Source organism: Natroniella sulfidigena (assembly GCF_023223645.1).
GTDB lineage: Bacteria > Bacillota > Halanaerobiia > Halobacteroidales > Halobacteroidaceae > Natroniella > Natroniella sulfidigena.
This window is the reverse complement of record NZ_JALKBY010000011.1, coordinates 1-20120: the sequence shown is the minus strand read 5'-3', so window position 1 is coordinate 20120 and position 20120 is coordinate 1. Positions and strand designations below refer to the sequence as shown.

17 protein-coding genes and 3 tRNA genes are annotated in these 20120 nt (G+C 34.1%); 1 reads left to right on the top strand and 19 read right to left on the bottom strand.

The window, feature by feature from the left end; translation table 11 throughout:
• Window positions 1–6 precede the first annotated feature (6 nt).
• From sigE to rsmH, 16 genes are all read right to left on the bottom strand, one after another.
• The gene (sigE, locus tag MWH28_RS08230; protein WP_282580172.1) at window positions 7–744 is read right to left on the bottom strand and encodes an RNA polymerase sporulation sigma factor SigE; all 738 of its coding nucleotides are present in this window, start codon (window positions 742–744) and stop codon (window positions 7–9) included.
• 21 nt (window positions 745–765) lie between these two features.
• Window positions 766–1677, bottom strand: a complete 912-nt coding sequence (gene spoIIGA, locus MWH28_RS08225) for a sigma-E processing peptidase SpoIIGA (RefSeq protein WP_248618878.1) — start codon at window positions 1675–1677, stop codon at window positions 766–768.
• Between the two features lie 160 nt (window positions 1678–1837).
• Complete coding sequence (ftsZ, locus tag MWH28_RS08220) at window positions 1838–2938, bottom strand: cell division protein FtsZ (protein WP_248618877.1); 1101 nt, start codon at window positions 2936–2938, stop codon at window positions 1838–1840.
• A gap of 25 nt (window positions 2939–2963) precedes the next feature.
• Complete coding sequence (gene ftsA / locus MWH28_RS08215) at window positions 2964–4250, bottom strand: cell division protein FtsA (RefSeq protein WP_248618876.1); 1287 nt, start codon at window positions 4248–4250, stop codon at window positions 2964–2966.
• Between the two features lie 141 nt (window positions 4251–4391).
• The gene (locus tag MWH28_RS08210) at window positions 4392–5096 is read right to left on the bottom strand and encodes a cell division protein FtsQ/DivIB (protein WP_248618875.1); all 705 of its coding nucleotides are present in this window, start codon (window positions 5094–5096) and stop codon (window positions 4392–4394) included.
• 404 nt (window positions 5097–5500) lie between these two features.
• Window positions 5501–6769, bottom strand: a complete 1269-nt coding sequence (gene murA, locus MWH28_RS08205) for a UDP-N-acetylglucosamine 1-carboxyvinyltransferase (protein ID WP_248618874.1) — start codon at window positions 6767–6769, stop codon at window positions 5501–5503.
• Between the two features lie 16 nt (window positions 6770–6785).
• Window positions 6786–7691 carry a UDP-N-acetylmuramate dehydrogenase gene (gene murB / locus MWH28_RS08200; protein ID WP_248618873.1) on the bottom strand — a complete coding sequence of 302 codons (906 nt, stop codon included), beginning with the start codon at window positions 7689–7691 and terminating at the stop codon, window positions 6786–6788.
• Window positions 7692–7971: 280 nt separating this feature from the next.
• Entirely contained in the window at window positions 7972–9078 is a 1107-nt protein-coding gene (murG, locus tag MWH28_RS08195; protein WP_248618872.1) for an undecaprenyldiphospho-muramoylpentapeptide beta-N-acetylglucosaminyltransferase, read from the bottom strand.
• A 13-nt stretch (window positions 9079–9091) separates the two neighbouring features.
• Complete coding sequence (gene spoVE, locus MWH28_RS08190) at window positions 9092–10186, bottom strand: stage V sporulation protein E (protein ID WP_248618871.1); 1095 nt, start codon at window positions 10184–10186, stop codon at window positions 9092–9094.
• Between the two features lies 1 nt (window position 10187).
• Window positions 10188–11552 (bottom strand): UDP-N-acetylmuramoyl-L-alanine--D-glutamate ligase, encoded by a 1365-nt coding sequence (gene murD, locus MWH28_RS08185; RefSeq protein ID WP_248618870.1) that lies wholly within the window; start codon window positions 11550–11552, stop codon window positions 10188–10190.
• A gap of 58 nt (window positions 11553–11610) precedes the next feature.
• Entirely contained in the window at window positions 11611–12564 is a 954-nt protein-coding gene (mraY, locus tag MWH28_RS08180; protein WP_248618869.1) for a phospho-N-acetylmuramoyl-pentapeptide-transferase, read from the bottom strand.
• Window positions 12565–12576: 12 nt separating this feature from the next.
• On the bottom strand, window positions 12577–13950 hold the full coding sequence (locus tag MWH28_RS08175; protein ID WP_248618868.1) for a UDP-N-acetylmuramoyl-tripeptide--D-alanyl-D-alanine ligase: 1374 nt from the start codon (window positions 13948–13950) through the stop codon (window positions 12577–12579).
• The gene (locus MWH28_RS08170; RefSeq protein WP_248618867.1) at window positions 13950–15434 is read right to left on the bottom strand and encodes a UDP-N-acetylmuramoyl-L-alanyl-D-glutamate--2,6-diaminopimelate ligase; all 1485 of its coding nucleotides are present in this window, start codon (window positions 15432–15434) and stop codon (window positions 13950–13952) included. The genes MWH28_RS08175 and MWH28_RS08170 overlap by 1 nt, the downstream gene beginning before the upstream one ends.
• 33 nt (window positions 15435–15467) lie before the next feature.
• Window positions 15468–17546, bottom strand: coding sequence for a stage V sporulation protein D (locus MWH28_RS08165; protein WP_248618866.1), 2079 nt, complete (start codon window positions 17544–17546; stop codon window positions 15468–15470).
• A 32-nt stretch (window positions 17547–17578) separates the two neighbouring features.
• Window positions 17579–18055, bottom strand: coding sequence for an FtsB family cell division protein (locus tag MWH28_RS08160; RefSeq protein WP_248618865.1), 477 nt, complete (start codon window positions 18053–18055; stop codon window positions 17579–17581).
• Window positions 18056–18093: 38 nt separating this feature from the next.
• The gene (gene rsmH, locus MWH28_RS08155; RefSeq protein WP_248618864.1) at window positions 18094–19029 is read right to left on the bottom strand and encodes a 16S rRNA (cytosine(1402)-N(4))-methyltransferase RsmH; all 936 of its coding nucleotides are present in this window, start codon (window positions 19027–19029) and stop codon (window positions 18094–18096) included.
• A 294-nt stretch (window positions 19030–19323) separates the two neighbouring features.
• On the opposite strand from rsmH, the gene MWH28_RS12880 reads away from it, so the two are divergent.
• A complete protein-coding gene (locus tag MWH28_RS12880; RefSeq protein ID WP_282580171.1) occupies window positions 19324–19446 on the top strand; it encodes a hypothetical protein in 123 nt (40 codons plus the stop codon).
• A gap of 141 nt (window positions 19447–19587) precedes the next feature.
• Here the strand turns inward: MWH28_RS12880 and MWH28_RS08150 are convergent.
• From MWH28_RS08150 to MWH28_RS08140, 3 genes are all read right to left on the bottom strand, one after another.
• Window positions 19588–19664, bottom strand: a tRNA-His gene (locus MWH28_RS08150).
• 102 nt (window positions 19665–19766) lie between these two features.
• Window positions 19767–19843 (bottom strand) — tRNA-Arg (locus tag MWH28_RS08145).
• A gap of 118 nt (window positions 19844–19961) precedes the next feature.
• Window positions 19962–20038 (bottom strand) — tRNA-Ile (locus tag MWH28_RS08140).
• Between the last annotated feature and the right edge of the window lie 82 nt (window positions 20039–20120).

Genomic DNA, 20120 nt, shown 5'->3' with positions numbered 1-20120 from the left:
CATAAATTATTTCATCTTATCGATTTCAAGTTGTAACTTATGAATAATTCTTTTTTCTAATCTAGAAATATAAGATTGTGAAATTCCTAACACATCAGCCACCTCTTTTTGTGTCAACTCCTCTTTATCTTCCTGTAAACCAAAACGCAAAATCATAATCTTTCTTTCCCGAGATGTTAAACCTTCCATAGCTTCTAACAGTAATTCTCGATCAACCTCTTCTTCGATATACTTATAGATTAAATCAATATCAGTTCCTAATACATCAGATAATTTTAATTCATTTCCATCCCAGTCAATATTTAATGGCTCATCAAAAGAAATCTCTGATCTCTTTTTGTTGTTCTTTCTCAAATACATTAATATCTCATTTTCAATACACCGCGATGCATATGTTGCTAACTTAATATTTTTACTGACATCAAAAGTATTAACTGCTTTAATCAAGCCAATCGTTCCAATTGAAACTAGATCTTCGATATCAATTCCAGTATTATCAAATTTACGAGCAATATAGACTACCAATCGCAAATTCCTTTCAATTAATATACTTCTAACTGCTTGATCTCCATTATCTAATTTTGAAAGTAAAAACTCTTCTTCTTGAGTCGATAAAGGTGGTGGCAAAGCCTCACTACTCCCTACATAAAACACGTTCTTAGCATTATATAAACCTAACAGCTGTAACAACTTAACCATCCCTAATCTCAAATTCCACTTAGCACCTAAAACTAATGAACGCAAAATATCCCCTCCCTAAATTTATTAATTCTTAACTGATCTTAATACCTCAGGATTCAATAAAGCTTGATAATTATTATTATTATCTAAAAAACTATCCTGTAAAGCAATAATAACTCGACTAGTCCTTATAACTCCCTCCTCAGTCTGGATTTTTACTTCATCAGGTCTGAAACCAACTAACATTCCATTCTCCTTTCCGATTGTAGAAAAAGGTATCAACCGAAACCTACTTGACCAAGAAGTATCAACCACCTCACTCAATAATTGATTGCTATCACTTTTGTAACGACTAAACGATTCTTGCAATTTATCAGGTAAAATTTCAAGCATTACTCCCAACTCAACAACTATTACTGGAACTTTGGTCAAGGGATCTTGCAGTTGATTTCCTGTATCAACTAAAGAAATTAATTGTAAAGACTGATCATCAAATTTAATTGTAATTGGAATACAAAAAATGTCAGGAATTAATTTACTTTGGATCAATAACCAACCAAACTTACCTATAATCACAACTACTAATGACCCAAGAAGAATAATCCATAACTTATCAGGAGAAATACTCAATACTTGATCTAAGGTATCTAATGGAGAACCTCCTGTGAGATTATAAACAGCAAAGATAACTCCAGCAGTTACAAAAGTAATCAAATAAAAATAACCTACTGTCTTAAAAAACAACCTCCTCGTTAAAGGTGCAAAAGAAAGTAATAACATAATTATAGATACTAAAAGATGACTAGAGACTCTATTCAAAAAGTTAAACCTTGGTAAAATAATCATTAATGTATAAATTGTACTAAATAATGAAGTTATCATTAATCGCCAAATATTATATCTTAAATCAGATAACTTAGCAGTAGCCCATAAAATCAAATAATTCATAATTAAATTAATCAATAATAACAGATCTAAATAAACTATTAATTTCATAATAAATACTTACTTAATCTCCCCCTTATAAACATTTATATTTTTAGAAAACAGAAATATAACTTGAAAAAGAAACTAAAAATAAATCTTTTCTCGTAACTAAATGTCTTTATTTGACGAATAAAAAAATCTCGATACCCCTAAGGCATCGAGATCAAGATCAAACTTTTTTATTTTTACGCAAAAATGCTGGAATATCTAAATCATCATTAGAAAAAGATTTTATATCTAAGTCTTCTGCTGATGGCGTTTCTTTATTAGGCTTCTCTTCAGTAGAAGCAGGTTGAACCTTATCTTCTATCTGCTGGCTTCTATCAAAACCGGTAGCAATTACTGTCACCTTAACTTCATTTTCCATCTTTTCATCAACAACTGCTCCTAAAATGATATTTGCTTCATCATCAGCAACCTCAGAAATAACTTGAGCAGCCTCATTAGCTTCATGCAAGCCCAAATCGGAACCACCAGTTATATTTAATAATACACCTCTAGCCCCATCAATTGAAGCCTCAAGTAATGGAGAAGCAATTGCTGCTTTAGCAGCTTCTGCTGCTCTATTTTCACCATTTGAGTTTCCAATACCCATTAATGCAGAACCTGCATCAGTCATGATCGTTTTCACATCAGCAAAATCTAAATTTATTAGTCCAGTAATCGTAATCAGATCAGAAATACCTTGTACTCCTTGTCTTAATACATCATCAGCAGTCTTAAAAGCATCTATCAGTGATGTCTGCTTTTCTACAACATCCAATAACCTATCATTAGGTATAATTATTAGAGTATCTACCTGCTCCTTTAAATTTTCAATTCCCTGCTGGGCTTTTCTCATTCTCTGCCGACCTTCTACTGTAAAAGGCTTAGTTACAACACCGACAGTTAAAGCACCTACTTCTTTGGCTATTTGAGCTACAACCGGAGCAGCTCCTGTTCCAGTTCCACCTCCCATACCAGCTGTAATAAAGACCATATCTGCACCCTTTAAAGCATCAGCTATCATTTCCTGACTCTCTTGAGCAGCTTGAGCTCCTATATCTGGCTCAGCACCAGCACCTAACCCATCAGTCAACTTTTCTCCAATCTGTAAAGTTACCTCTGCTCGTGATGAAACTAATGCTTGACCATCAGTATTAACAGCAATAAACTCTACCCCTTTTAAACCAGATTCAATCATGCGGTTGACAGCATTATTACCACCACCACCAACTCCAACCACCTTTATATTTGCGAATTGTTCCATTTCAGAATCGAATTCAAACATCTCAACTACCCCCTTTGCCAACTGATTAAAAGATTTCTCTAAACCAGCTTTTAACTTTATCAAATAAATCACTTACTATCTCTTCTTCTCCCATATCTTCCAAAGAATCTTCACCTAAAACCTCTGCCCCATAATGGACCAATCCAACTCCTGTAGAAAAAATAGCTCCATTATCCTTAGAAAACTCAGAATAGCCTTCACCAATATCATAAATAGAACCATCTATATAATTTAATAACGTATCAATATTCTCTGGTACTCCCACTCTAACAGGCAAATCCAATTTTTCAGAAGCTAATTGAGGAATACCATTCAATAAAGAAGCCCCTCCAGTCACAACTGCTCCCGCTGGAATCAAATCATCATACCCTGCCTTTTGAATTTCTTGCTTGACCAATGTAAATATTTCATCAACTCTAGGCTCAATAATATTACATAACATTTTTTGCGAAATACTATGTTTTTTCTTTCCACTAGTATCCAAAATATCTATTTGTTGCTCCCGATCAATCAAACTAGCTTTAGCACAACCATGCTGAATCTTAATTCTTTCAGCATTCGACATAGGTGTTCTTAATCCCACAGCTATATCACTTGTAACATGATCACCACCTACAGGTAAAATAGAAGTATACCAAATACTTCCTTCTTTAAAGATGGCAATATCTGTAGTTCCTCCACCCATATCAACCAAAACTACTCCTAGATCTTTTTCACTTTCTGATAAAACTGCCTTACTAGCTGCTAATGGTTGTAAAACAACCCCCTCAACATTAATCCCTACTCGATGAACACTCTTAACTAAATTCTGAATAGAAGTTACAGAACCAGTAACAATATGAGTCTCAGCTTCTAATCTTACTCCTGACATACCTAGTGGAGACTTAATATCTCCACAGCCATCTACAATAAATTCTCTAGGTATAACATGAATAATCTCACGCTCTGGAGGAATAGAGATAATCTTTGTAGCATCAATTACACGATCAATATCTTTTTGGCTTATTTCCTTATCTTCACCTGTCACTGCCACTACTCCGTGACTATTAGTTGAAGAAATATGAGAACCAGCAATTCCTACAAAGACCGATTCTAACTCTAACCCTGCCATTCTCTCTGCTTTAACAACTGCAGTTTCAATTGAACAAACAGTATCATCTATATCAACAACCATACCTTTTCTTAAACCAGTAGAAGGGCTGGTTCCTACTCCAAGTATATCAGTAATTTTATCACCATTAACTTCTGCAATAATAGTACACACTTTAGTAGTTCCTATATCAATCCCAGCAACTATATCTCTCGGTGCCACTAAACGCCCCCCTTTCTATTCTATATAAAACAAATTTTTCTATTGGATTAGTTTCTAAATTTCCTTTTTAGTTTTAATTTCAACAAATATACTTAATTCCCTTTTTTTTAGCTCTATATTTTTAAAAAACTCCTCTTTCCGTTACTTTGTTTTGACAACCTTGTTTTTCTGATAGGTTAAATCTATATAATCAACTTCTAAGTTTTTATCTTGTAAATCCTGATAAATTGATGTCAAAACCTCTGCTTTATAATTTAAGTTAGACTCATCTCCTAACCTAACCTCCCCACCATCTCTTAAAAACAATTTTATTTCATCCTCAGTAGTAATAGTTATTTCAGAAATTTCTTGTAAGATTGATTTTGATAAAAAACTCAAATATTTAATTGCTTGTTCCGACATTTGGTTTAATTTAACCATGTCATTTTCGATTAAAATATCACTTCCTGTAATTAAAGGTAATTTCCACTCTGATAATCTATAAATATCATCTATAATCCAGCCCTCTTTATCTATCACTAAATAAGAATTATCATCACCTACTATTCCTACTGCCTGTCGTTCATTAATTTCAATAATTATCTGTCGTGGAAAACTACGAGTAACAACAGCACCTTCAATTTGAGGTAATTCAATCAATTTATCAGCTAGCTGTTGAGATTCAAGATTAAAAATATTAAGCTCTTTTTCTAAATCTAAATAAGTAATTATTTCTTCATCAGTTAAAAAATCATTGTCAATAATCTCTATTTTGTCTACTTCAAAAAGTTCAGAATTAATAATTCCAATTATTGCAAAGATAATCAATAATAAAAAAGCAGTTATATATATATATTGTTTGTCCACAATACCACCTCATTTAAAACCCAAAATTAAGGGCCAGTTATCATTAACTAATAACTAGCCCTTAATAATTCATCTGTTAATAAAACTACAAGTTAGCTCTTTAAAGCTATATCTAACAGCAAACTAATTACTCACGGCAGGGAACTTATTTAAGTCATTTTGTAAGTTTAAACTAATCAACTTTAATATTTGAACTCAATAAGATAACAAATCACTCCACCCTAATAATTATACTTCACTTTACATTCAAAAAACCCTTTCTCCAAAATAAATTAAATTTCAGAAAATTATCTTATTGTATGAACAACAACCTATACTATTAGGAATAAATGTAAATAATAGCTTGTTATGTAATTGTTCTGTGATAACCATCGAATCTCCTGCAAGATTATTAAAATTTATATTTAATCTTCACTGGAAAAATCAGACTTCCTGATTATATCTGCACCTAAATTAGATAATTTATCTTCTAAATATTCATACCCACGATCAATATGATAAATATTCTCAATAATCGTTTCTCCTTCAGCAGCTAAACCTGCTAAAACTAAAGCAGCTCCAGCTCGTAAATCGGTTGCTCTAACATTAGTTCCATATAATTTATCTACACCATTTACAATAGCAGTATTTCCTTCAATCCTAATTTTTGCCCCCATCCTTCGCAATTCATCAGCATGGCTTAATCTATTTTCAAAAATATTTTCAGTAATAATACTTGTATCTTCAGCTAAAGATAAAAAAGTCATCAATTGTGCTTGCATATCTGTAGGAAGTCCTGGATAAGGTAAAGTTTTAATATTTATTCCCTTCCAATCTTCCTTACCGATTACTTCAATTTGATTATGTTCCACTTTCATTTCAATCCCTGCTTCATTCAGTTTAGCTATCACAGGCTCTATATGTTCAGGAATAACATCTTTAATAATCACATTACCCTTAGTTATAGCAGCTGCTACCAGAAATGTCCCTGCCTCTATGCGATCAGGAATCACTTGATATTCAACTGCCTGCAACTCTTGAACCCCTTTAACTTTAATTACATTAGTCCCAGCGCCTCTAATGCTAGCTCCTAATCGATTTAAATAATTCTGTAAATCAATTATTTCTGGTTCTTTAGCAGCATTATAAATTAAAGTCTCTCCTTCAGCTTTAGTAGCAGCCATCATAATATTTTCCGTAGCACCAACACTTGGAAAATCAAGATGAATCTCAGCTCCTACTAATTGATCGACTGTTCCTTCTAATGCACCATGCCTTTGTTTAAATTCAACTCCTAAAGCTTCAAGTCCTTTCAAATGCAAATCAATAGGTCGCGGGCCAATACTACATCCTCCCGGCTGGGAAATTTTAACCTTTCCAAATCGGGCTACTAAAGGGCCCATCAAAAATACTGTCGCCCGCATCTTCCGCATCAAATTTTCAGGAATTTCACAACAATTCACTGTTGAGGTATCAATCATAATCTGTTCGGAATCATCTTGAACTTTTGCTCCTAAATTTTCTAGGACCTCTTTCATTACTTTCACATCATGTAACTTAGGTACATTATTAATTACAGATTGCCCGTCACCTAATACAGTTGCTGCTAAGATAGGTAAAACAGCATTTTTAGCACCACTAACCGTTACCTCTCCTTCTAAAGGAGAACCACCATTAATTACAAATTGATCCATCAGCCTCACCTCCAATCTAACTTAAATAAATAATCTCTGTTTCTAACTCAACCCCACATTGCTCATTGACCAGTTTTTTCACCTTACCAATTAAATCTAATACATCTTGGGCAGAAGCTGAACCTAGATTAACTATGAAGTTAGCATGCTTAGTCGATACTTGAGCATCTCCTACCTTTAAACCCTTCCCCCCGGCTTGATCAATTAATCTACCTGCTGAGTCATCCGTTGGATTTTTAAAGATACAACCAGCATTAGGCATAGTTAGTGGTTGGGTTTCTTTTCGTTTTAAGAACAGCTTTTGCATCTTGTTATGTACAGTTTTTGAATCAGTAGGTATCAACTCCAACTCAACCTCGATTATAATCTGCTCATCTTTTTGTAAGTTGCTCTGTCGATAACTAAAATCCAGTTCATTCCGTCGATATTGCTTTAATTCTCCTGTAGATGATATAACTTTAACCCCAGTAATTAAATCTCCAATCGAGCCTAAATTTCCTGCACCTGCATTCATAATCACAGCTCCTCCAATACTAGCAGGTAATCCAGCAGCAAACTCTAAACCACTCAATCCCCGCTCAGCTGCTTTCTTAGCAATTACAGGTAGTTTGGCCCCAGCACCTGCTCTAAGTTGATTACTCTTGAATTTAAACCAATTAAATAAATCAGTCATCTTAATTACAACTTTAGATAATCCTTGATCACTGATCAATAGATTAGTTCCATTTCCTAACACTTGATAGGGAATGTCACACCGGTATAAATAACTAATCAACCTCTGTAAATCAGCTATATCTCTAGGAGTTACTAATACTTCTGCTGGCCCACCAATCTGAAAAGAAGTATACTTCTTTAATGGTTCAGAAAATAATACTTCTCCTTCAACTAACTTCTTAATTTCCTGCTTGATCTGTTGTTTCATATTACCACCTCAATTTATATAACCCCAATTTAAAGTAATTCTCCTATTCAATATACATTATAATATGTAATTAAAAAATAATCCGTTCATCAACTGCTTGTCCATATTGATATCAAGCTTAAGTTTAAGGCTAAGTTTAAGTTTAAGTAAAACCTAAACCCTTATGCTTTTAACGGTTGGCTTAGCCTCACCTTCGGGTTTATAAAAACCCTTCGTAATAAAAACCATTTCCTCAACCTTAGACTTAAGCTGTTTTGTAATAAAATTCAAATTGCCAGTACTAAGAAATCAAATCTTGAATTAAAGCAACTAAGTTCTTAGCTGCATCAGGCTGACCTAACTCTTTACTTGCTTGAGCCATCTTCTTTAATTTTTGTTCATCAAAGATCAATTCATTTACAACTTCAGACAATTTATCACCGGTCAATTCTTGATCTAAGATAACTTCAGCAGCATTCTTTCGTTCTAAAGAACGTGCATTATATTCTTGATGATTTTCAGCAGCATAAGGGTAAGGAATTAAAATAGCTGGAATTCCACAAGCTGTAATTTCAGCTAATCCCGTAGCTCCAGCTCTAGAAATAACCAAATCGGCCACATTTAAAGCCGCTTCCATATTATATAAATAAGGCTTGATTATAATTTGCCCGCTTTCCATATTATTTATTCCCAACTCTTCTGCTTTAGCTTCAACTTCCTCAAATCCATTCTTACCCGTTATATGTAACAGCTGCAAATTAGAACCTTTGATCTCTTTATATAACTTAACTACTGCTTGATTAATGCTTTTAGCCCCTCGACTACCTCCAAAAACTAAAATAACCTTCTGTCTAGGATTCAATCCTAATTCTTTAAAAGCCTTGGTTCGATTCTGCTCTAAAATTGCAGGTCTAATTGGATTCCCAGTTAAAACTACCTTATCTAAGTCCTTTAAATATTCTTTAGCATCAAGATTACTTAAAGCAATCTTATCTACAACTTTAGCCAATAAACGATTAGTCAAACCAGGATAAGCATTCTGCTCATGAATTACCGTAGGGATATTACTTAAAGCTGCTGCTAGAACAATTGGCCCGCAAACATAGCCACCTGTTCCTACTACAATATCCGGTTCAAAATTATTTAAAATTAACTTTGCCTCAAAAAATCCTACTAGACTTTTAAAGGCTGCCTTAATTAAATCTAATGACACCTTACGCGGTAACCCTTGTACTTGAATTGTCTTTAGTTGATAACCTTCTTTAGGAACAATATCTGCTTCTAACCCTTGCTCAGTACCTACAAAAGCTATTTCAACATCATCATTTCTTTGTTCTAAACTCTTAGCTATAGCTAAGCCAGGATAGATATGACCTCCTGTGCCACCACCTGAAATTAGTATTTTCATATTTTAGCCACTCCTAATTAGTAGTAAATCTTGAAATATTCAATAATATACCTACTCCTGATAACATAATTACTAGCGAAGAACCTCCATAACTAATGAAAGGTAATGTTATTCCAGTAACAGGCATTGAACCAGTAACTACTCCCATATTAATTACTGCTTGTAAAGTAATCATCGTTGTAATTCCTACTGCTAAAATACTACCAAATAGATCTTGTGCATGTAATGCAATCTGTAACCCACGCCATGCAAATAAAAAGAATAAAGTTACAATCGTAAAAGTTCCAATAAACCCTAATTCTTCTCCTAAAACAGCAAAAATAAAATCAGTTCCAGGCTCAGGTAAATAAAAGAATTTCTGCCTACTTCTACCTAACCCCATCCCAAATAAACCACCAGAACCTAAAGCATAGAGAGATTGAATAATATGAAAACCAGTATCCAAAGGATCTTGCCACGGATCTAAAAAAGCCAATAGTCTATCTCTACGATAAGGCTCGCTAATAATCATATATAATAATCCAGGTATGCCCATTGCTACTAAACTTCCTAAATGTACATAGCTGGCCCCTGCTGCAACCAACATCACAACTGCCGTTCCTGCTATTGTAGCAGCAGTTCCCAAATCTGGTTCCAATAAAATCAAGATAAATACTGCCCCTAAAATCGCAAGGGGTGGTAATAAACCTTTAAAAAAGCTTTTTAATTGATCATTTTTCAAAGATAAATAACGAGCCAAATAAATTACTAATGCAACTTTCGCTATTTCCGACGGCTGAACCCGCAAACCTAAAATTATAAACCAACGTCTCGAACCACCAATTACATGGCCAATTCCTGGAATCAAAACTAAAATCAATGATATAATACTAACTAACAAAATTTTAGGTGCCCACTTAAGATATCTATGATAATCAATATTCATAAATGTAGTCATTGCTGCTATCCCTAAAACTGACCACCCTAATTGCCTCTTTAAGTAATGAAAACTATCCCCAAATCTCTGGTAAGCTAAAATTGAAGTAGCACTAAAGACCATTGCTACCCCTATTCCTAATAAGACTATAATCACAAAAAAAATTACAAAATCAGGAGCCTTCTGTTGCAAATTACTCCCTCCTCAATTTTTTTACAGTTCCTCTAAACTCCTCGCCTCTTTCTTTATAGTTATTGTACATATCCCAACTTGCACAGGCAGGAGACAATAAAACGACATCTCCTTTAACAGCCAATTTATCTGCTAAATCAACCGCTTCTTCAATACTATCGACATTATTAGTAGCCTGATAGCCTAATTTTTTAACAGCCTGCTCTATCTGAGGTGCAGTCTCTCCTAGCAAGATCAACTCCTTAACCTGATCTACTATAACCTCTGCAAACTTTGAAAAATCAGACCCTTTATCCTTTCCACCTGCTATTAAAATTAAAGGTTGCTTAAATGTCTCTACTGCTTTAGTTGCTGCTACAGGATTAGTTCCTTTTGAATCATTAATATACTCAACTCCATTAACTACTCCCACACTTTCAATTCTATGATCTACACCACCAAATTGATGTAAGGTTTCAACTATAATTTCTTTTCTTATTCCTAATAATAAAGAAGTGGTAACTGCTCCTAAAGTATTTTCTAAATTATGTGGTCCCTTAATCCTAATCTCATCAGTAGCAATAATCTTTTCTGGTTGACCGGTCAAATTAGCAATAATCTCCCCATTCTTAATATATACTCCACGATCTAATTCAGTTTTTTGACTAAAAAAAAGAGTCTCTGCTGCAGTATAATCAGCAAATTCCCTGACTAACTGATCATCATAATTTAAGACTGCATAATCCTGTTCAGTTTGATTACTCAATAACCTTCTTTTAGCCTTAATATACTCTTCAAAAGTACCATGACGATCTAAATGATCGGGTGTTATATTCAAAATCAAACCAATATCAGGTTTGAAATCTGTTATCTCTTCTAACTGAAAAGAACTTATCTCTGCTATTGCTAAATCATCTCTTTTTAAATCAGGTAGATCTTTAATTAAAGGTCGACCTATATTACCACCGACAGCCACTTGTCGATCCAACTTAGAACATATTTCTCCTAACAAGGTTGTAGTTGTTGTTTTTCCATTCGTTCCCGTAATAGCTACAAGCGAAGTAGTAGAAAAAGAATAAGCAAGCTCAATCTCACTCATTATTTTAATTCCTTTATCTCTCGCTTGTTTTAAAATTGGAATATCATACGGGACGCCTGGACTAATAACAATTAAATCAGATTTCAAAATTAACTCTTCAGTATGCCCTCCTAAATCTAATTTAAATTGATAATCTTCTAATCTAGATAACTCTATCATTAATTCTGCTTTAGTTTTGGTATCAGTAACTATTATTTTAGCCCCTTTTTGATCTAAAAATTTAACTACTTCGACCCCAGTCCTCTTACCTAAACCTACAACAGTCACTAGTTTATCTTTTAATTTCATAATATCTTCCTTTCTTAATGCCAATTCATCATGACAAATATAATTAGGTTTCGAATAATTAAACCAATCCTAATAGTCCAATTAATGATAATAGAGTAGTTAAAATCCAAAATCTAACAACTATTTTAGATTCTTCCCAGCCTTTCAATTCAAAATGGTGATGAATCGGACTCATTTTGAAAACCCGCCTCCCAGTCAGCTTATAGAAGCTAACTTGAATCATAACTGATAAAGCTTCTATTACATAAACCCCACCAATAATCAACAAAAAAAACTGTGTTCGAGTTAAAACTGCTATCGCAGCAAGAGCACCTCCTAAAGCTAAAGAACCTGTATCACCCATAAAAACTTGAGCCGGATGAGTATTAAACCAAGAAAAACCTAAACAAGCACCAGCAATAGCAGTTGTAAAGATAGCTAGCTCATACGCTCCAAATTGAAAGGTCATATAAGCATAAGTAATTGTAACAATAATAGTAACTCCCGCTGCTAATCCATCTAACCCATCAGTTAAATTAACAGCATTTGAAGTACCGATTACAACTATAAGTATAAAAGGTATATATAATATTCCTAAATCAATAGTTGAACCTAAAAAAGGAATTAAAACTTCTGTTCCTAAGTTCAACTTTCCTAGAACTACTACAGCTAATAATAAGGCAACCAAAATTTGCCCTACAATCTTTTGCCAGGCTCTTAACCCTAATGATCGATTAGCAATTATCTTTATCGAATCATCCAACAACCCTAAAAAACCATAAGCTACAGTTACAAATAATGCTAACATCACCTTCATGTTTATTTCTGCAAAAACTAAAGTTGAAATAACTACAGAAAGTATAATTATAACTCCGCCCATTGTAGGAATTCCTGCTTTTTCTAAATGGCTTTGTGGACCTAAATTTCTGATCTGTTGGCCAAACTCTAATTTTTTAAACCAACTAATCATGATTGGCCCAGTCATCAAACAAATAATAAAGGCTAGAGTAGTTGCGTATATTAAATTGACCACTATTATCACTCCCTATTTATCTTGTAAAGCATAGGAAATCTGCTCTAATTTCATTCCTCGTGAACCTTTAACTAAAATTGTATCATCTGCTTTAATAATCTTCAATATTTTTTTTAATGCTGCATCTTTGTCTAAGTAACTAAAAATATTTTCTTGCTTCATTCCATTATCTTCAGCGCCGATGGCAATTTCGGAAGCCAATTCTCCAACTGCAACTAGATAATCAATTCTTTTATCAGCAACTAACTTTCCTACTTTATTATGTTCTTCTTTGGCGATTTCACCTAATTCTAGCATATCTCCTAAGATGGCTATCTTCCTGTTAGAAGCTACTTGTTCTAAAGTATTTAAGGCTGCTTCCATTGAAGTTGGATTGGCATTATAAGCATCATTAATAATTTTAAAGCCTGATTCAGATTCTAAAATCTGATTTCTCATCTCAGTTAATTTCAGTTCCTCTAACCCATCCTTTATATCCTCAAGATCAAATTCTAAAGCTATTCCTACACAAATAGCAGCCAAAGCATTATAGACATTATACTCGCCAGGAGCTGGGATATAGACCTCTTTAGAAATATATTCATCATCCACAACTAAATCAAACTTGAGCCCACTTGCTCCTAAATTTTCTATATTAGCTGCTCTTATTTGATTATATTGATTCAAACCATAGGTAATAACCTTTCCGGAGGCCAACGAAGCCATCTGCTTAACATACTCATCATCACCATTTAAGATAGCTACACTATTATCACCTAGATTAGAAACAAGTTCAGATTTTGCTTGTGCTATCCGCTCTTGACTCTTTAGTAGCTCAATATGAGTTACTCCTACATTGGTGACAATACCTAGATTCGGCTCTGCAATCTGGGCCAATTGCTCTATCTGTCCTAACCCTCTCATTCCCATCTCTACAACTGCTGCATCAAAGGTACTATCCAGTCTAAATAAAGTCAATGGCAGACCTATTTCATTATTAAAGTTCCCTGCTGTCTTTAAAACCTTATATTTTTTAGATAAAGCTGAGGCCACTATATCTTTAGTTGTAGTCTTACCTGTACTTCCCGTTACACCAATCACCGGTATTGCAAACTTCTTACGATAATATCGGGCCAACTCTTGTAAAGCTACAGTCGTATCCTCAACCTCAATCAGTGGCTGCTTAGAATCAATCTCTTGAGAGACTATTGCTGCTTTGGCCCCTTTTTCAAAAGCATCAGCTACAAATTGATGTCCATCAAAATTATCTCCAATCAATGCTATAAAGAGATCACCAGACTGTAAAGTTCGTGTATCAATTGAAATATTGGAAATATTTATTTCCTGCTTATTTTTAATCTGACCATCAATTGCCTCTGCTATCTCTGTTAAACTAAGCTCCTCCATTAATTTTCTCCCCTACCTTGTAAAATTTCTCGCGCAACCTTACGATCATCAAACTCTAAAATCTTACCTTTAACCTCTTGATAAGTTTCATGCCCTTTACCTACTATAATTACTAAATCCCCCTCTTGGGCCAACTCAATCCCTTTCTTAATTGCTGCTGCTCTATCTTCAATAATAATATAATCTTCCCCTTCAACATTTCCATCCTCTTTAATTCCTACTTCAATATCTTCAATAATCTTTAACGGATCTTCACTGCGGGGATTATCAGAAGTAACTATTGCAAAATCAGCTAGATTAGCACCTATTTTACCCATAATAGGTCTTTTCTTACGATCACGATCTCCTCCACAACCAAAGACAATAATTTTACGTCCTTCAGTAATTTCATCAGCTGTCTTTAAAACATTCTCCATTCCAGCTGGAGCATGAGCATAATCTACAATCACTCCAAAAGGTTGGCCCTCATCTATAATCTGAAAACGACCTGGTACCCCCTCAGTTTCTTCAATCCCCTTCTTAATTTCTTCTAATTCAACTCCTAAACTATAGATAGCTCCAATAGCAGCCAACGAATTATAAACATTAAATCGCCCAGTCAACTTTAGGTTAATCTCAAATTCTTCTTCATCTGTTTGTAATAAATAAGAAACACCCTTTTGATCAATCTGAATTCTGTTGGCCCTAATCTCAGCTTTTGGATCATCAATTCCATAACCTACTACCTTTCCTCTTGCTTTCTTAACAACTTGCTGACCCCTTGGATCATCAAAATTGATGATTGCAGGATTCTCATTAAACTTAAATAACTTGAGTTTAGCTGCCAAATATTGATCAAAATTCCGGTGAAAATCTAAATGGTCTTGACTTAAGTTAGTAAATATCTGACAATCAAAATCAATTTCTAAAACTCGATCTAACTCTAATGCATGAGAAGAAACCTCCATCACAACATGAGTTACACCCTCTTTAACCATCTTAGCTAAAATTCTCTGCAAATCAAGTGCTTCAGGAGTTGTTCGTTCAGCTTCTTTTTCTTTAGGTCCAATCTTATTTTTTATAGTACCTATCAAACCCGTCTTAAATCCAATATTATTCAAAACTCCCTCAATTAAATATGTAGTAGTCGTCTTACCATTGGTTCCTGTTACTCCTATTACAGTTAAATCCCGAGAAGGATAATCATAAAATTTAGCACCTAGATAAGCTAATGCTTTTCTAGTATCATTAACTTTGATTAGAGTAATGTCTTGCTGAGATAAATCTAGATTAACTTCTTTTTCAACTACTACTGCTGTAGCACCATTAGCAATAGCATCTTTAATAAAACTATGACCATCTTGTTTAAAACCAGATATCGCTACAAATAAATAATCGGCTTTAACAGTTCTTGAGTCATAAGAAATACCTAAAATATCCGATTGTAAATCTCCTTCAACATCTTCAACTGTTAACACTTCAATTAATTCTTGTAACTTAATCATCATTAACCTCCTAATTTAAATAGTTTGTCTGATTCATTCTTCAGATAATTGAACTTCAATATATTCTCCTGACTGAACCGTAATTCCTGGAGCAGGGTCTTGCCGTTCAATAATTCCAGAACCATCCCACCTTACTCTTAAGTTTAATTCTCCTAGTAACTCAGCTGCTTCCCTTATTCTCATTCCTCTTAAATCAGGTACAGTAACTTGATACCCACTCTCTTGACTAGTACCATCTTCAAAAAATAATACTACTGTACTTCCTTCATTAACAACTGCCTCTGGATGAGGAAGTTGATCAACAACCAATTCCCCTTCTCCTTCTAATTTAACATTTAAATCTCTAGCCGCCAACTCTCTTTGAGCTTCTGATAAGTACAAATTTTCTACATTAGGTACTTCTACTTTCTCAATCTCCTCTTCTTCATCTTTTGAACTAGTGGTTGGTGGAATTTCTAAATGACGTAATCCATCTTTAACAACATTATGAAAAATAGGCGCTGCAACTTGCGAACCGTAATAAGGATAACTACTAACCCCAGATAAAACTACTAACACAACCATTTGAGGATCATCTGCAGGTACCATACCAATAAAAGATGAATCATACAACTGAACTCCATAATGCTTAGCAGTCCCTGTCTTACCAGCAATCTCATATCCTTCTACTGCAGCCTTAGTTCCCGAGCCCTCTTCTACAACACCAGCCAATAATTCCCTTGTTTTTTGAGCAGTTTCACTAGAAATCACCCTCTTATTTTTCTCTGGAGTTATCTCCTTGATCAACTCTCCTCTTGAGCCTTTAATTTCACTAACTAAATGCGGCCTTAATAATTCACCATCATTAGCTATCGCAGAAACAGCAGTAGTTAACTGAATTGGAGTTACTGTAATTCCATGACCAAAAGACATTGTAGCTAACTCCACAGGGCCAATCTGATCTAAGCCATATTTTATCCCTTGTGCTTCACCTACTAAGTCAATATCAGTCTTTCTACCAAAATCAAATGCTTCAATATAATCATAAAATACATCAGTACCAATTCGTTGACCAACTTGCACAAAACCTGGATTACAAGAATTTTGAACAACCTCAGCAAAAGTTTGAGAACCATGTCCTCCAGCCTTCCAACAGTTAATAATCTGTCCTGAAACTTCAATATGTCCAGGATCAAAAAACGTATCATTAGGATTAACTACTCCTTCTTCTAACCCCGCTGCAGTTGTTATGATCTTAAAGGTTGAACCAGGTTCATATGTATCTGAAACAGCTCTATTTCTCCAGAGTTCAGGGGAAGAATTGACAAAATCGTTAGGATCAAAAGTAGGTCTATTCGCTAAAGCCATAACTCCTCCAGTTTGAGGATCCATCATAACAATTGTACCACTTTTAGCTTCATGCTCAAGCATAGCTTTATCAAGTTCTCTTTCAGCAATATGCTGTAACACATTATCTATTGTTAAATAAATATCATGTCCATCATCTGGATCAACATAATCTTTTATTCCTTCGGGAATTTCTCGACCTGCTGCATCTCTCTCAACTGATATTCTTCCTGGATTACCACGCAATATATCATCATATGATAACTCTATACCCTGCAACCCTTGACTATCAATTCCTACAAAACCTAAAGTATGAGCTGCTAGATTACCTTTAGGATAAAACCTCTTACTTTCTTCTGTAAATCTAATCCCTGCTAAATTTAACTCTCTAATTTTTCTAGCTTTTTTTTCATCAGTCTTTCGTACTACATAAACAGCCGCTGCTGTTTTTGTCAATTTTGAGTAAATTTCATCCTCCGGCATCTCTAAAATATCAGCTAATTGTTGAGCAGTTTGACGAGGATTATTTATTTCATTTGGTATGGCTACAACTGTATCAGCACTAGCACTAACAGCCAATTCAACTCCATTTTTATCATAAATAATTCCTCTTTTGGGCTCTACTTGTAACTGCCTTAATCGTTGATCTAAAGCTTGATGTTGATATTTCGTATTTTGAATGATCTGAATCCAAGCTAACCTAGCAATTAAGGAAACCATTACTATAACTACCATAACAAAAAGAAAGGTTATTCTCTTTCTAATTTCTAGCTTTAAGTTATTCACCTAGCTAATCCACCTCATTCCATTACAAAATATTAATCTAGCGAACCAGCTTCAACCTGGGTCAATCCTTTAATCAAAGTGGTTAATCTTTCTCTAAAATTCAAACTCTGTGATTCAGATTGAAACTCATCTTGTTCAAAATCTTCTTGTTCTTTATCTCCTTCTAAAGCAAGATAATTAACCTCTTGTGGCTTTACCATATTAAGCTCATCTTTGGCTACCTCTTCAATTCTATTTAAAGATTGCAATCTAGAAATCTGTAATTGTAAATATAACTTATCCCGCTTTAAACTCTGTCGTTCTTCTTGTAAAGTTTCAATTCTTAAATTCTTTCTAGAGATTTGAACATACTGATTAATATATACAATCCAAAATAAAACTATTGAAAATATAATCAATCCGCCTATCAGCATATATTTCAATGTATATCCTTGTTGCTTATTATTTTTAGAACTTCTTCGAGCCCTTTTTGGTTGATAATCTTTGTTCTTTTTTATCTGTAACCCCATTATCAACTTATTCACCTACCCTTTATTTTAGAACTAGTCTACTTCCGCTCTGCTACTCTTAACTTAGCACTTCTAGCCCTAAAGTTATCCTCAATTTCTCTTTCACTAGGAGTTACTGGATTCTTAGTTATAACCTTTACTTTTTGCTTTGTATCACAAGCACAGACAGGAAAATTAGGGGGACAAGTACATTTAGTGCTCAAATCTTTGAAAGTATGTTTTACAATTCTATCCTCTAAGGAATGGAAAGTTATTACACAGATTCTCCCTTTAGGCTTTAATCTTGAAACAGCATCATTAAGAGCAGTTTCAATAATATCTAACTCATTATTAACTGCTATCCTCAATGCTTGGAAAGTTCTTCGAGCTGGATGAGGTCCTGATCTTCTAGCTCCCGCTGGAATAGCAGCTTTAATTACCTTTACTAGTTGGTTAGTTTTAGTAATCGATTGCTCCTCTCGAAACTTAACAATAAATTTTGCAATTCTACTAGCCCATTTCTCCTCACCATATTTTCTTATTATCTCAGTTAACCTATCAGCTGAGAGATTATTCACTAAATCAGCTGCTGTAGTATCTTTTCTTTGATCCATTCTCATATCTAAAGGTGCATCATATTTATAACTAAAACCCCGCTCTGGTGTATCTAATTGATAAGAAGAAATTCCTAAATCAAATAAAAAACCATCAACTTTGTCTATATTTAATTGATCTAAGATAGAAGTTAGATTTTGATAATTATCTCTGACTAACTCAAAATCAACATCATATTTAGCCAACTTCTTTGTAGCAGCCTCAATCGCTGCTTGATCTTGATCTATACCTATTAACTTTCCTCCTGCTTTTAAATTCTTTATTATCTTCTCCGAATGCCCAGCTCCTCCCAAAGTACAATCAACATAAATCCCTTCACTTTTACACTTTAAATATTCAACACTTTCATTCAATAAAACTGAAACATGTTTAAAGTCCATTATAAAAACCCCTTAATTTATTTAATAATCTACTACTCAAGATAATTATCATAGTTTTTTAGCTACCTTCAATCACTCAATGATTAATTATTCTACGCTTTTTTATCTTTCCCTTTAAAACTAATTAAAATTATATAAGATCATCTGTAAATAATTGTATCACATTTGCAGATTAATTGTTAGTCTTAATTAAAACAAATTAATCCTAAAGTCACGCTTATAAGATGTAACATTCTTCTCTCTAATACATAAAATAAATAATAAGTAACCACTACATAAAGGAGGGACACTAACATGAAGATCGATTTTCTATTTGCCTGGTCTAAAAATGAACATGATGATGTAAAATCAGTTAGTGGCGGCTTTAAACTACCCACTCCATTCAAATTAATAAAATCAGTATTTAAAAGAAAATAATTAATCTTATTCTAATTATAAAGAAGAAAGCCTTTCTATTTAAATAGAAAGGCTTTCTTCTTTAATTAAGTTTAATATTCCTTTTTAATTAAAAAGTATTATAAAACAAAAAAACCCTCTATGTAAGGGAAAATAATAATTTGGGGTGGATGACGGGATTTGAACCCACGGCCTCAGGAGCCACAATCCTGCGCTCTAACCAACTGAGCTACACCCACCACAATATTTAGTTAATAGATAATAATTAATAAAAACAAATTCTTTTAAGCTCTTGATTTTCAACTATTCTCTATTCACTGTTCACTATTCTCTGGTTTTAATGGCGTGCCTGGGAGGATTCGAACCCCCGACCCACGGCTTAGAAGGCCGTTGCTCTGTCCAGCTGAGCTACAGGCACACAATAATTCAGTTAATAGATAATAATTAATAGTGTATAGTTCAAACCTTAAATCCAAATTATTTTATGCTTTTTAACTGTTCTCTATTATCTATTCACTATTCTCTGCTTTCTAAATTGGTGGGTCTAGGTGGATTTGAACCACCGACCTCACGCTTATCAGGCGTGCGCTCTGACCAACTGAGCTATAGACCCATATTCTGGAGCGGGAAACCGGACTCGAACCGGCGACACCCAGCTTGGAAGGCTGGTGCTCTAGCCAACTGAGCTACTCCCG